Here is a 13780-nt window from a genome sequence, read left to right as displayed (position 1 = left end):
GTCAGTCGATACCCAGCAGGGCCTTAGCCCGCTTGGCATCCTTGGTGGCGTGGGTGGTGTGGGTGGCGACCTGCCGCTGGGCGGTCTGTACTTCGTCGATGGCCAGCTGGATATGGGCCATCTGCAACTGGGCCGGGCTGCCTTGCTGCTCAGCCGTCAGCAAGGCCTTGGGCAGCGCCAGGCGCATGCAGGTGCGGATCTCTCGACCCGACAGCCCTTCCGATTGCATGGCCGCCTCGGTCAACAGCAGATCGCGCGGCGAGCCCAGGGGAATCTGCTCGACCAGAAAGCGCGACCACAGCTGCTCGCGGGCAGCCAGGTCGGGCAGACTGAACTCGATGTGATAGCCGATGCGACTGCGAAACGCTTCATCGTAGTTGCCGGCAAAATTGGTGGCGAAGACCACAATCCCTTCATACCGCTCGAGCTCGATCAGTAGTGTCGAGCGCATGGCATTGACCTCGTTGTCGACCCCCTGGGTGACCGAAGACAGGCGCTTGCCGAGCAAGGTATCGGCTTCATCGAAGAACAACAGCGCGCCGGTCTCGGTCGCCTGAGCGAACGCTGCCTGGATATTGCGCGCGGTGTCGCCCATGAACTTGCTTTCCAGTTCAGCAATTCCCAGCGCCATGAACGGCAACCCGAGCTGACCGGCCAGGGCCTCGGCGCACAGGGTTTTTCCGGTACCGGGCGGGCCATAGAAGTTGAGGATGGCGGTCATGCCCATCGGGTCGACGGCAGCGAAGCCCCAGTCCTGGTAGATCGTGCGATGAAAGCGCAGGCGCGCCAAACACTCGTCCAGTTGCAGACGTGTCCTGGCCGACAGCACCAGATCATCGTTCAACGTGAAACGTGTTGGCCTGAGCGTGAAGGTCGGGGCGTTAATAGCGGGATCGGCCACGCGTGGTGGCGCCGGATTCTGGCCAGGAGAGTTATCGTGCATGGAGTTAGCCTGTGAGACATGGGGACGCGTGGAGACAGTCGTTCTACCGACTGAAACCGCGCGCGGATGATGAACAGGTGATGAGCTGAACGCAGAAGGCACCAGAGGGCGGTCCGCTGGTGAGGCCGAAGGTATCCAGGGCTGATATCGGGCACTTGAAGCCGGAACCTTCGGCGGCCCAGGACATGACTACCAAAGCACCTCGCTGACGTATCCAATGCATGTTCATCCGTGAAGCTTTCAGACAGTACAGCGCTTTGACATCAAAGTGCTGGCGAGACTACTATGGTTAATAGCCATTTGCCACTACCACTTAGTTGTCACGTGGCAGAGGCTTGATAAGCTCCAACCACCTCATTACCTCGCATCTCTATCGTCAACATAACGGGCGATCGCTGCTCGACCAGCAATTGCTGCATCTTCCCGATATCGCTTTTTGCGCTCGCCATGAACACGGGCAGCGTCTCCTCCTCCCACTCCCTCAAGGACAAGCGGTTTGCCTGGATCGTGGACTGGGAGTCCAGGTAAGAGGAGAGTTTGTTGACTCGGTCCTCGACAGCGCCCTTGAAGGTGGACAAGTGCCCATGCGCCCCCAGGAAGTCAGCCGCCACCCTGTCGAGCGTCGCCTGACGCTGTTTAACCACGGCAGCTTCTCCAGGGAATGAGCCCAACAGCCGGCAGGCCACCAACCGGGTTCCCATACACAGCCTCCACTCCTCTGCTCGCTCATCGGATTCGCTCTGCATCTTTTTCAAGGCTGCCGTCAATCCCGCCGTGGTTTCGAAAAGACCCGGCGCTTTGTGCTCCACAGCTCGCTTGGCCAGCGCCACCAGCTCGCCCTCCAAGTGATCATGGATCGCGCCTAGATCCACTTCGATATCTTCCAGCTTCTGCCTGATCGCGGGGTTCAACTCGCCGGCCAGCACCAGAGGCGTGACTTGCCCGAGGTAGTTCAGCGCTCCTTTGACCTTGGACTTGCGCTCCTCGACCTGAAACCTGGCAATGCCCTCCACCCCCGCCTGGATCTCGCTGAGCTTGGCACTGATATCGGCCAAATGCTTTTGCGCCACGACAGCAGACGCGATCTGGAACATCGCAGCAGAGCTGACCAATTGCTTGAGCCGTTCAGGTTCGAACAAGGTCGCATGCTCGCGGATCCTTCCGCCCTGGATTGAGAAAGCGCGATAGCCGTCGCCATTGGCGACCGAGGCGAGAGGGCCATCGATGACCACCTGCATATAACGAGACTGAGCAACGTCTTTGGCGACAATCAGATTGGGCAGTGTTTGCAGCAATGGACCCAATCGGTCGATGCCCAAGCTGGCAGCATCGACCTTTTTGGCGCCAGCGGGAATGAGTTGCTCCGTCGCTAGCTGGACACTCATCAGGGGCTGCTCGGCAGATCGCCCGATCAACCAGGTCGCTTGCTCGCTATTGGCGGCGCTGGGTACTGGGAGGTTGTTTTCCATCACGGGCTCCAGATTCAGATTGGATTGATCATTGCGCCAACGCCGCACCACATTCGCCGCAGAATCGGGTGCCACGCGTACTGCCCGCCTTACAGGCGGAACAAGTGACCAGCGCGCTCTTCTGCCGGATGTAGGCGATCTGCACGACGCAAGGCACCGTTACCCGGTAGGCCTGGCTCGCCAGGGTGTGAGCCCCCGCAATACCCGTCAGTGCCACACCCACAGGACCAAATGCCAGCCCGGCTGCCCGTCCCGCGATGATATTGGCACCAGCAGCCAAAGCGCCGCCCATTGCCAACCGGGCGAACGCATTGTTTGCCAGAAGCGCGGCCTGTATGGCGGCAGGCCCACCGCGTCGTATGGCTGCCTGAATCGCGGCGAACGATACGCCTAGCACACCTGTCTCATTCTGGAAGCCCTTGGAGAAATCGGCCTGCTCTTGCGGCGACATTTTCTCCCAGGCCTGAGAGAGCAACTTCTCCAGCACCTTGAGCTCCAGGCTCGTCACCGGCTCGTCCTTACTGCTCGTCCCACCCACATGGCTAAGCACGTCGGCGACGATCTCGGCATAGGGCACACCGTTGCGACGGAAAAGGTTGACGATGCTATTGCCGCCATAATGCTGAAGCTCACGAATTAGCAGCAACAGTACGCCTCTGGAAAACTTGCTCTTCTTTTTCGCCGACTCAAGTGCTTCGCGCACTTCACTTGCCATCGACAACCGCCCCTTGCCCGAGTCGGTCAAGAAGTCGACTAAAGCGGACACATCAGCTGGATCCGCGTCACTGAGCAGCTGCAAAAGCTCAGTGTCCCCATTGATATCAATTTCGCTTTCCATCAACCACCCCTCGAAATCCGTCCAGGCAAGCCGCTGCCAGCAGTCATAGTTTCTCGGCACGCTATCGGCGCCACGCCGCAAAACTTTAGCCAATCACCCCTGTCAGTCGGGGCCTTCACGAGCGTTCGTTTCTAGCCGGCGCCCGGCTTGCCTGTTCATCGCAGCTTGCTGGGCAGCCTGGGCGCAGTACCTTGCAGGGCTCGCATGCGCTGCAGGAGGTGGGCATTGAGCCGTTGCTGGACGCGCAGGCTTCTCTTGAGCTCCCGGTTTTCACTTTCACAGATCCGTGCCCAGCGCATCGACTCCCGGCACTTTCCGACGGTCTGCCAGATCTCCTGCAACCGCAGGTACTGCACCAGCAGCGTCAGCAAGATCCCGCCCATCAGTACCAGCGCACCCACTGCCACCCAGTCATACATATCCATATCTCACCACCCCTTCATGTGGCCATTTGCAATCAACACCACAAAAACGATATGTCGCTTTTAACGACAGGTCTATAGTGTGGACTTGTACAGGTAAAGTATTCGCTCACACGGAGGCGCCATGAAACGCAAACAATCCATCTCGCAAGTCCGCTGGGACCTGGCACTTCGCTATCGCTTGATCGAGACCGTGGCCTGGTGGGAGGGCCGGTTGACCACGGGTCACTTGATGCAGAGCTTCGGTATCAGCCGCCAGCAAGCCTCGAAAGACATCAACACCTACATCACCGAGCATGCGTCAAGAAACTTGACATATGACAAGCAGATCAAGGGGTACGTGCCGACGCGCTCGTTCAAGCCGTGCTTCATCGACCGCAGTGCAAGCGCCTACCTCGACCTGCTTTCACAGAACAACGAGCGAGCGCCACACGTCGAAGGACTGAAGCTGGCGTATGCCCATACCCTCGTGCTTCAGGTGCCCGATCGCAGTGTTCAACCCGAGATTTTGCGGCCGCTGCTCAAAGCCTGTCGGGAAGGCCTGCGCCTTGAGATGGAGTACGTCTCGCTTGCCAATCCCAAGCCGGAAACGCGGATCATCGAGCCGCACACGCTGGTGTACACCGGAATGCGCTGGCATGTTCGCGCTTACTGCGAGAAGAATGGGGCCTATCGCGACTTCGTGCTCAGCCGTATGCGAGGAGAGCCCGGGCTGCTGGAGAGCAACGGAAATGACATCGCAAAGGACCAGGCCTGGAATACCGAAGTGTCAGTGATCATTGAACCGGACTCACGCCTGGGCGAGGCACAGAAGGCGATCATTCACCATGACTACGGCATGGAAGATGGTCGGCTGGAGATCGTGACCCGCCAGGCCCTGGTGAAGTACGTTTTGCAGCGGTATCAGATCGACCCCAAGAACCTGGACCCGAAACCGGAAGCCCAGCAGATCATGGTGAAGAATCTTGCTGAGCTCAAAGCCTGGTTATATGACTGAACCGAACAGCACGCTTCGCTCACTCGGCAGCCGTGGCAGCCCCCAGGTCATAACCGATCATGAACAGCGCCTGTTCGATGGCACGCAAGGTCTGGGCAGACGTCGCGCCAACGCGGAACGGGTTGCCGGCGTTGAGCACATGGCAGGCAACCTGGCTCAAAATCCAGCTAGCATTCATGTTCCAGCGCGCATGGTGCGAACCCGAGCGAAGCCGCTGGAACTGAAGCGTTCCGACGCTGGGGTTACGGTTCTTCGGGGTAACCGTATTAGCCCCCTCTTTTGCCGCTGCCCAAGGGAAATTCAGACCCGCCGGCACCTTGGTAAGCCCCTTCGCTTTGCAGTACTGCACGACCAGCATGCCCAGGCCCGCGGCCACGCGACTGTCGTAGATCACAAAATCAGGGCACACGAGCGAGTAGATCTTGGTCATCCCGGAGTTGAACCGCAGGGTTTTGGCGCGAAGGATCGGGGCATCGGGGTCCTTCTTGATCAACGCTGCTTTCACATCCTGCACCATGCGCCCCAGCCCAGCCTTGTTTTCCTTGAGCCACTGGGCGTTGCGTGCCGTGACACCGCCCCAGGCCATGACATCGAGTGCACTTTGCAGCATCAGATCATCGTCGCTGCCAGCGGCTAGCAGATCGCGGCGCAAAGCCTCCAGTGCATTCGAGTTACTGACCGAGTCCACGCCAGGATTGAACGAAAGACGGGCGTTGCCAGGATGATTCCAGGCGTAGGCCTGGTAGGCACCGTAGAGGCTGTCGCAGGACCATTCGTTGCCCGTGCGGCGATCGACGTACGCATGCTTGGCCAGGGTCGGGGAGTCCAGTTCGGTCGCGAGCCAGCCTATGAATTCAGGGACGTGAGGAAGGGTGGCGTGGGCTTGTTTGGCTTTCATCATTACTCCTGTGGGCTGGCGCTCAGCGCAGAATTGCGTGCCAGCGAGAAGAATGGTATCTATCGATACGACACTATTTTGTCCGTATTTTGCCCGCGAGGAAAATTCCATTGGCTGCCGCTAAATACACCGCACCCAATCGCGAGAAACGCCGCAAATTCATCAGGGATATTCTCCATCGTGCCGGGGGCGAACTGACGACCAAGAAGATTCATGCGGCCCTGGAAGCGTCCTATCCGCAGTACTGCAGCAGGACAACCCGCCGTGACCTTGAAGCCCTGGCCAGGCAGAAAGTGATAACGGAGGTCACGAAAGGGAGAAAAGACCTCAGGGCCCGCTACTGGAAGCTCAACGGCGCGAGCCTCGACCTTGTCCTTTCGCCTGCAGAGTCCATGACGCTCACCGCCATCTTCCAGCATGCAGAACGCTTCGGATTTAGTGCTGCGCTGGGCGAGTTGGCCACGTTGCGCAACTACGCCGCCGACTCGGTCGTTGCCGGCGCCAAACGCAACCTGCTGGCCGAAGGACGTATCAGGACAGGAACCCGGTTTACCGTGCTCAATCCGGGGGACTACAACACCGAACACCTCGAGACCATCCAAAATGCCATGAGGAATGACGAGTCTCTGGAGCTGGTGTACAGGCCACGAGAAGCCGGCGACGTAACCTGCACCTACCTGCTCAAGCCGTTGACGCTCTCCTACCAGGACTCGAACGTTTACCTGACGGCATACGTCGACAGCGAGGAGTGGCCAGAAAACAAAACGCCTGAAGCGGGAGCCCCTCGTGGCAAGTACAGCAGCAACGGGCCTGGCACTACCTGCGCACTCATGCTCCACCGCGTAGTCAGCGTCCGCACGACGGTGGCCAGCATCGCCGAACCACCGGGCTACGATCCCCAGTCAACGGAAGCACAGCGGGACCTGATGACGATCCATGGCGACGGGCCTGTCGACCTGAAACTCAGGTTGAGCCCCAATCTCCACAACCGGCTCACCGAGAACCCATTGTCTGTCAGTCAGGTCATGACGCTGGATGAACAGGGATGGATATTGGCGTGCCGGCTGGACGACACCCAAGGGCTACGCCTGTTCCTGCTCAGCAATGCGGCAGACATCGAGGTGCTGGCTCCCGCTCAACTACGTGCCGAGGTGTACAAGACACTGCGCAATGCACTGGGCCAATACGAACGCCCGGCGCACGAAAGCCACTCGCACTGATCAGTCGTCGCCGCCGATGTCCCCTTCCCGCCCCATCAGTACGTGTCCCAGCCTGTCGGCCTGGGACGCGACCTGATGGGCGATATACATCAGTTCTTCTTCATTGAGGTGTTGCACCGGGTGGCACGCGCGTACGCTCAGCTCCTCATCATGGTCGACATGAAAGTCCACAAGTTCAAAACGGGCGTTGCGACCCAGCGTGTGCTCCACCAGGGGGGACTGACTGAACCGTTTGAACGTGGCCAGTTTTCGGGTCCATTTACGGTTGACCACCTTGGCGCTGAACATCACGTACTGCCCCTTGAACCCCCATCGTACCAATTGGTATCGCCCCTCCAGCTTGAAACAGAACTCAAGCCGCCAGGTCGATAGACGCCGCACACTCATGCGCTCCGTGTCGTGTACCAGCCTGTCCACCATCTCGTGGACACGCAGCACAGTTTGCTCGGGGCATTTACTGGATGCAGGCCGCGTACCTGAGGCACGCTGATAGACGTCAAGAATTTCGTCGCCAATCAGCACACCGTCGCTGCCCGCGTAATTGTCGACGCTGTACTGCACCGCCAGTCGCCTTGAGCTGTCGGTGCCCGGAACCTGCGACAGGCGCCTGAACGGATCGGCCTGCAGTGCCTGAACAAAGCGCACACGCCCGATGGGGCTGTCGATATCGCCCGGGTCTTCGATCTCACCGGGCAAGGTCGCCGATACCAGCAATTCAGCCATGCCAACGGCGCTGCGCACCGTGACGCACGGCGCGCCAGCGTGTGGGGGCTTGCGACCCGTCGTGGACAAGTGCCAGCCATCGCCAGCCTCCCTCACGAACAGCTGCGGATCACCCGTCAGATCCCTGAGCGTGGCCCCCAACTGGTTTTTGACATGAGCCAGGCGCCGCTTCATAGCATCGGCCTGGTAGCTTATTGCCCGACTGCAGTCATCGCCCTGAATATCGTTGTCCGTGATCTCATAGTGGCTGGTCAGAAAATCAAGGATTTGCGGCTGCACGGGGGCCTGGTCCACCACCTCTTCATGCAGCTCCAGCTCGCGCTTGAAGCGCGGACCTTGTTGGCCCACGGCATGCAGCGTTTGAATGAAGGCGTTCATGTTGGCGGCAGCCTGACGCACTTGATAGAACTCCATGCTTTGACGGATGTGCGGAAAGCCGACCTGAATGAAATGCTCGGCATAACCGGCACCGGCCGAATGCATGCGTCGATGCGCCAGCGAGCCGACCCGGTCAACACGGCCGACCTTTTGCTCCAGGGCGATAGGGCTGGATGAAATACCGTAGTGGACGACGCTGTCGCAGAAGGTATGCAGGTCTTCACCTTCCTGAAAGACATCGGTAGATACCAGCACTCGGGGATAACCCGGCATGCGGAACAGGGCGGCAATCGCTGTACGGCTGCCGCTGTTTTCGCCGGTCGCACCGCGAATGGGTGATGTGGAACGGACCTGGCTGGCCAGGTACTTGGTCAGGCCGCTCACCGGCCTGGAGTACACCTCAGGAAAATTGAGCTTGATCAACAGGTCCAGGTTCTGGGCGGTGTCACGCAGTATCTGGTAACTGCTGAACGGGGTGTGGTCTGCCTGTTGGACCGTCAACAGCCCGGCCAGTGCCGCGATGAACGAACCATCTGCATCACCGTCCCGTTCCCTGCGAGCGTGCCTGAGTGAATACAGGTCGATGAAAGGATGATCCACACGGCATAGCACCCCCAGCAGTTCCTGGTGGGTACTCAGCCTGCGTAGTAGCCGGTCGACCTCACCACTGTTCAACGTGGCCAGTTGGGTGAATGTCTCGGCGCTCCATTGCGGCGCCAGGCCCCTGAGCTCGTCATGGCCTCGCAGGCTGTCCCAGAGCGTTGAACGCGCAAGCTCACGGGCAAGCCCTGAAGGCTCAGCCAGGTCGCACATGGCCTGAAACCCTTCGAACAGTACATTCAGCACGTGCCTTGCGACCGTCGCAGCCCCGTCCCCTCCCTCGGCGACGGCCCGCAGATACGCATACTGCGCCAGTCGATAACGCTGCCCAGGGCTGGCAACCGACTCGCTCTTGCCAATCACGCCCCAGTCGATAGTCAACGAGTTCACCACTGGCATGCCCGGCAGGGAGACCCAGTTCGTCTCGAACAAGCGGCTTTGCAACAGCGTGCTACGGAAGTAGGACGGCAACGGCCCCAGCCTCGTGTCACCGTCCAGCTCAGGATTCTGTCCTCGATAGAACCAGGTAAAGAAATTGTCGCTGCTGGCCGACGCTTCGAACCCGTCGGCGGCCTCATTCTCAATGAGCGAGTGACTGCGTTCGACTGTGCGCGCCCGGTATCGCTGGAAAATCCTGGCAACGGCATCATCGCCACCGATGTAGTCACCAATCCAGTGGTCGTAGGCTTCTTCGAGTTTGAACTTAAGCTCCGAGACGCTGCGTACACGGCGGACGAAAATCAATTGTTTCTTGCCTTCGACAAACGCCAACCGGTGTGTCTGCTGGCACACGCTGTCCATTTTGGGGTGCGGCGGCCTGCGCTTGAAGGACTTCTCGTAATCGTCCACCAGGTATTCGACGACACTGCGGTCTGCCGCGTCGCGTGACGAATCGCCTTCGCTCACGGCCTCAAGACCGTCGAACTCCACGGGCTGGTTCTTTTCGCCTGGCAGATAACTCTCGAACGAAGCCAGCATCCCCAGTTCAAAGCGATTCGAGCAATTCTCCTGCAGATGCTCGCTGACCTTCTTCTGCAACAGCGCGGCGAACAGCTTTTGCGCAACGGTCAACTTCACCTCCGCAGCCTCCCCGCTGCGATGCTCGCGGCGATACATGTTGCGCGTGTGGGCCACCTTGTCGAGGGTGAGGGTATTGAGGCGACGGACCAGCAAGCGACTGAGCGCCGCACGCATGTCGGGATCGGCCGGATCGCTCCCCTGAGGCAGGTCTGCCTGGCGATTGAAGCCGAACAATGCGAGCTGGTTACGCAACTGACCCAGGTCGCGATCGAATGGCGTCGCCGACAGCAGCAACAGTCGCTTGATCCGTCGGTTGTCGCCCAGCAAGGTCGCCAGCAAGCGGTTACGGTCGCTGCTTTCACGGCCGGCACGCAGGTTGTGCGCCTCGTCCACCACAACCAGGTCGAAGCGCGGCAGCATCTTGCCGAGCGCCTGCATCCAGACGTCCTTGACCTTGCGTTTGAGCTCAGCAGGCTTGCTGTTACCGCTCATAGCCCTCAGTTGCCTGACCAAAGGGGCCATCAGGTCCCGATACTGCGGCATTAACTCTTCAAACTGCCGGGTGCTGTTCAGCACCTGAGCAACCGTGTTGCCCAGCGCAAAGCTGAAAATCGATGTGCAGAGGAACATATCCCGCTCATTGCCACTGGCGACTGTCTGCACCAGCTCGGACAGGTTCCGACAGTCCTTGAAGGGCGTGACCGGACCGCCGCCCAGCCCTTTGACCGCCAGATCATCGAGCCGATAGTTGCTTTGCACGAACGCTCGATAATCCTTGATCCATTTGTCGCGAACGTTGTTTTTCGGCAACAGGTACAGCACCCGCAGACCAGGGTTAAAATGCCGCATCAAGGCAGCCACACCAAGGCCTATATAGGTCTTGCCCATACCGACCTCATCGGCAAGGTAGGCTACCCGGTGGTCCGCAAGCTTGTTGTACAAGGCGACGGCGCCCAGCAGCTGCTGCTCGGCCAGCCCCTGGAGGTCGCGGTTGTTGCCTGAAAAATCAATAACTGCCTCGGCCGTGGCCTTATTGATCCGCTGCATGGGAAACATCCTTCTTGCGTGAATTCGCAGCGCTCAAGGGACGCTGAAATTGAGCCCTGAACCAGTCAAGAAAACGCCTGCCTTCAGCCTCGTCGAGGTGACCCAGCAGCTCGTCGTTTTCCAGCTCGGTGATGACTGCCTCTACGCCCCTGACCAGGGTCACGCAACTGTGCCCCGGATACCGGTTCAACACGCTCTGCATGCTGACCAGCGTCAAATAGCGCACAACCAGCGTTTCCTCATCGCGGCCGCCATCCTTCACGCTGTCCAGCATGGCCTGCAAGGAATCGGGCTGACAGCCTGCGAGGTAATACGCCAGCTTTTTATGATTGCCCTCGGCCTCAGCCAGCGCCAGTGTGCGTTCCAGTTGCCAGAACGCACTGTTGACCTGTGAAAACTCTGAGAAAAAGCTCCTGCCCTCCCCCTCATCCACCATTTCCGACAACTGTTCATCCACCACGTCGTTGGCGCGACGCCTGCTGAGCAGCTGCCGGGCCAACTCGCCAAACTGGCTGATCTTCTTGCTCAAGCGCATCTCGATGAACAGACGCAGCAGGCTTTGCAGGTCCATGGCCGGCAAATGGCTGGGACGACGGTAGATGTTGTACTGCGAGACCATGAGCCAACGCTCCACGCGATCGGTGCCTGACTGCCAGCGTACGTTGAGCAGTGAAGAACGCTGCAGTTGCTCACGTAACGCCGGCAGCGGCTGCGCTATCTGCCCGGCCCGATCGAAACCCAGAGTGCCGATGCTGCATTGCGAACTGTCCAGAAGCACCAGATCGCCGCTGATCGACTGCTGAGCCGTAACCTCCAGCACCTGACTTTCCCAGTCGTAGGCCAGGCGCAAAACGGGCATCGTCAACCCGTCCAGTGGTTCGGCGGTTTGCAGGCCAGGGTCGGCCGCAAACCCCGAGAGACTGACCGGCGAAGGTGCCAGCAACGGCACAAGGTCCCGCCCCTGGAGCAGGAACCCTGACTCGACGTTTACCTGAAATGCCTTGTGGCTGAAATTCACCGAACCGACGAATTGCCAGGGCCGTTTGCCCAGCCCTTGAAAAATCTTGGCGTGAAGACGACGAAACGGCTTGTCGTGCACCTTGTGGCTGTTGTGCCAATGCCCGGCCCAGTCGCACCATTGATCCACGTGGAAGGCACTGAACACTGCCGGATCGACCAACGCACGCCGCTCTTCGTCATAGGGCAGCAACAGGCGCACTGTCGCAAACTCGCTCATCAGCTCTTGCGTACTGCCACAGGTGGGCGTCTCGCCGAAAAACGGGCTGATGATTTCCAGCGTGCCAGACGCTTTCGCAGCCGATGGCGCTCGCAGGTGCTGATGAATGAAGTCGAGAAATGCCAGGCGCTCAGGTGCCGCCCCTGAGAAATAAAAGCTGCAGTCAGGATCATCGGCACTCGGCGACCACCCTGCCTGCACCTCGACAATACCGTTTAGAGCCGGTGTCGGTGTGGCGGCCTGGAAGAATTGCAATGCACGACGCAGCGGCTCAAGGACATTGCCTGGAGCACGGGTCGCCCGAAGTTCGACAAAGTGGCCAACCTCGATGTTGTCCCACCACCCCGCCTTGGTCAGGTTGAATGACCCTGCCGCCAATACGATAACCGGCGCATCGTCATCCTCCCCCTGAACCACAAGGATCGCCAGCTTGGAATGTTGACAGCCATTGCCGACCCGTATGGGCAAGTAGTCGACTTCCAGGCGACTGCCGGCGGCAGGATTGAACACATCCACGTCATGGGCCACGGCGAAACGCCGGGCCTTGTCCTGCATCAAGGCCTGCAACTGGACATAGCGAATTTCATCCTGACTTGAGAGCGCTTGATCGCCCAGGAGCAAAGGAATGACTTCGAGCTCGAAAAAGTCCGGTTCAAAACTGTAGGTCGTGAAGAAGGCAAAGCGCACTTCACGCTCACCGATGCACTGGCGAAACGCGTCACTGATGGTATGTGCTTTCATGGGTGACCGGCCTTGGCAATGGCGAGGAAGGCGTGAAGGAAAAAGCTGTAGTCCCACGCCTGATGACAATGTGCAGCCAGATCCTCAGGCAGGCTGGCGCGATCGACAGGGACCCTGACCCTGAGCCTGTCGCCCTCCCAATGAAGCCAGGCCGCCCCTCCCCGTGCGCCCGTCACAGCCGAATTCTGCTCCATGAGCTGGTCGATGACCCGACCCGCATCGCCATCATTGGCGGCATCGGTCAAACACTGGAGAAAGCGGGCATGAGGTAGACCGGGCCGGTCCCAACCCGGGTGGATAAAGGGCGCACCAAGCCGCGAGCGCAGGTCTTTGACCAACTCACTGCGGGTTCGCCCGTTCTGCATTTGCAACCAGACGACCACGATGTTGGCGAAGACCAGAAGCGGTTGCAACGACAGGATCTGCCTCAGAACGTCCTGCACCTGCGCATCGACCTGCTTGGCGGCCACCGCCCAGCGAGCGAACAGTCGAGCCGATACAGGTTGCTCGGCGGACACTGGCAACCATTGCTGAACCGCCTCATACAACGCCAACTGCAAGGGCCGCGCGCCGGCATACCGCAGCAGCGCCGACACCAGTTGTTTACGCATGCCTTGATGATCGAGCAGGGCGGCAAAGCTACCAGCCAGTGGCGACAGCTGCGCTTTTCTTACCGTGCCCTGGCTCGCCAGTTCGCCGAATCGCTGCCACTGCGACAGGCCAAAGGTGTCTAGCAAGGCATCCGTCAGGGCGATCCCTGCGCCGGTCAAGCGCCTGTCGCTGCCCTTGATCAGGCCGGCCTCCTGCAATGCCGAGGAATACAGCCCCCACAATCCGTAGCTGAGTTGATTGCTGAGGATCTGGGCTTTCTTGTGCATGCCCAGCGCCATCGAGTCGCGCCTGAAATTGGCAACGGCTAGCTGGCGACCTAACAGGCTGGCCTGCACAGAGGCATCCAGTCGCAGGTAGGCAGCCAGTTGCTCGGCCCTGGCATAACGTTCCTGTATATCGTCAAGGGAGCGGGATCTGGAACCTTCATGGGCATAGCGGCAGGCCAGGAGAGCCACAATGAAATGGTCAGCACGACTGGTCACCGTGGTCAGGTTACCTACTAGCTTGCGGCCCACAGCGCTCCAGATGGACTCGATGGCCAAGGGGTCTCTGGATCCCTTTGGACGCAACCTGTCATCGAGCAGGGATAGAACGGTAAGCATCAACACACATCCTTGAGAAAGACACAACGCATG

10 protein-coding genes are annotated in these 13780 nt (G+C 59.6%); 2 read left to right on the top strand and 8 right to left on the bottom strand.

Going from position 1 to position 13780, the window contains the following annotated elements:
* Nucleotide 1 precedes the first annotated feature (1 nt).
* The 4 genes from ACTORR_RS25245 to ACTORR_RS25230 form a co-directional block, all read right to left on the bottom strand.
* Complete coding sequence (locus ACTORR_RS25245) at nt 2–943, bottom strand: ATP-binding protein (RefSeq protein WP_064590722.1); 942 nt, start codon at nt 941–943, stop codon at nt 2–4.
* A 320-nt stretch (nt 944–1263) separates the two neighbouring features.
* Nucleotides 1264–2412 carry a hypothetical protein gene (locus ACTORR_RS25240; RefSeq protein WP_064590725.1) on the bottom strand — a complete coding sequence of 383 codons (1149 nt, stop codon included), beginning with the start codon at nt 2410–2412 and terminating at the stop codon, nt 1264–1266.
* Between the two features lie 28 nt (nt 2413–2440).
* On the bottom strand, nt 2441–3250 hold the full coding sequence (locus ACTORR_RS25235) for a ubiquinol-cytochrome C chaperone family protein (RefSeq protein ID WP_064590728.1): 810 nt from the start codon (nt 3248–3250) through the stop codon (nt 2441–2443).
* 155 nt (nt 3251–3405) lie between these two features.
* Entirely contained in the window at nt 3406–3675 is a 270-nt protein-coding gene (locus tag ACTORR_RS25230; RefSeq protein ID WP_064590730.1) for a hypothetical protein, read from the bottom strand.
* A gap of 121 nt (nt 3676–3796) precedes the next feature.
* Between ACTORR_RS25230 and ACTORR_RS25225 the strand changes: the two genes are divergently transcribed.
* A complete protein-coding gene (locus ACTORR_RS25225) occupies nt 3797–4669 on the top strand; it encodes a helix-turn-helix transcriptional regulator (protein WP_064590733.1) in 873 nt (290 codons plus the stop codon).
* Between the two features lie 19 nt (nt 4670–4688).
* Here ACTORR_RS25225 and ACTORR_RS25220 read toward each other — a convergent pair whose 3' ends face one another.
* Complete coding sequence (locus ACTORR_RS25220) at nt 4689–5567, bottom strand: hypothetical protein (protein ID WP_064590736.1); 879 nt, start codon at nt 5565–5567, stop codon at nt 4689–4691.
* 110 nt (nt 5568–5677) lie between these two features.
* Here ACTORR_RS25220 and ACTORR_RS25215 point away from each other — a divergent pair, with 110 nt between their 5' ends.
* Nucleotides 5678–6787: a helix-turn-helix transcriptional regulator gene (locus tag ACTORR_RS25215; protein WP_064590738.1), complete on the top strand. Its 1110-nt coding sequence runs from the start codon at nt 5678–5680 to the stop codon at nt 6785–6787.
* On the opposite strand, the gene ACTORR_RS25210 is transcribed toward ACTORR_RS25215, so the two are convergent.
* The 3 genes from ACTORR_RS25210 to ACTORR_RS25200 are packed head-to-tail and all read right to left on the bottom strand — an operon-like array spanning nt 6788 to nt 13747.
* Nucleotides 6788–10555, bottom strand: a complete 3768-nt coding sequence (locus ACTORR_RS25210) for a DEAD/DEAH box helicase (RefSeq protein WP_064590741.1) — start codon at nt 10553–10555, stop codon at nt 6788–6790.
* Nucleotides 10539–12533: a hypothetical protein gene (locus ACTORR_RS25205; RefSeq protein ID WP_064590744.1), complete on the bottom strand. Its 1995-nt coding sequence runs from the start codon at nt 12531–12533 to the stop codon at nt 10539–10541. Before ACTORR_RS25205 ends, ACTORR_RS25210 begins: the two co-directional genes overlap by 17 nt.
* Nucleotides 12530–13747: a hypothetical protein gene (locus ACTORR_RS25200; RefSeq protein WP_064590757.1), complete on the bottom strand. Its 1218-nt coding sequence runs from the start codon at nt 13745–13747 to the stop codon at nt 12530–12532. The genes ACTORR_RS25205 and ACTORR_RS25200 overlap by 4 nt, the downstream gene beginning before the upstream one ends.
* Nucleotides 13748–13780 lie beyond the last annotated feature (33 nt).

Source organism: Pseudomonas sp. SAR267 (assembly GCF_052077595.1).
Lineage (GTDB): Bacteria > Pseudomonadota > Gammaproteobacteria > Pseudomonadales > Pseudomonadaceae > Aquipseudomonas > Aquipseudomonas vlassakiae.
The sequence above is the reverse complement of the archived record's forward strand: the minus strand, read 5'-3'. Positions and strand labels throughout refer to the sequence as shown.

Coding starts and splice junctions, on each gene's coding strand:
- ACTORR_RS25245 (WP_064590722.1), bottom strand. CDS start 943: ATGCACGATAACTCTCCTGGCCAGAATCCGGCGCCACCACGCGTGGCC.
- ACTORR_RS25240 (WP_064590725.1), bottom strand. CDS start 2,412: ATGGAAAACAACCTCCCAGTACCCAGCGCCGCCAATAGCGAGCAAGCG.
- ACTORR_RS25235 (WP_064590728.1), bottom strand. CDS start 3,250: ATGGAAAGCGAAATTGATATCAATGGGGACACTGAGCTTTTGCAGCTG.
- ACTORR_RS25230 (WP_064590730.1), bottom strand. CDS start 3,675: ATGGATATGTATGACTGGGTGGCAGTGGGTGCGCTGGTACTGATGGGC.
- ACTORR_RS25225 (WP_064590733.1), top strand. CDS start 3,797: ATGAAACGCAAACAATCCATCTCGCAAGTCCGCTGGGACCTGGCACTT.
- ACTORR_RS25220 (WP_064590736.1), bottom strand. CDS start 5,567: ATGAAAGCCAAACAAGCCCACGCCACCCTTCCTCACGTCCCTGAATTC.
- ACTORR_RS25210 (WP_064590741.1), bottom strand. CDS start 10,555: ATGCAGCGGATCAATAAGGCCACGGCCGAGGCAGTTATTGATTTTTCA.
- ACTORR_RS25205 (WP_064590744.1), bottom strand. CDS start 12,533: ATGAAAGCACATACCATCAGTGACGCGTTTCGCCAGTGCATCGGTGAG.
- ACTORR_RS25200 (WP_064590757.1), bottom strand. CDS start 13,747: ATGCTTACCGTTCTATCCCTGCTCGATGACAGGTTGCGTCCAAAGGGA.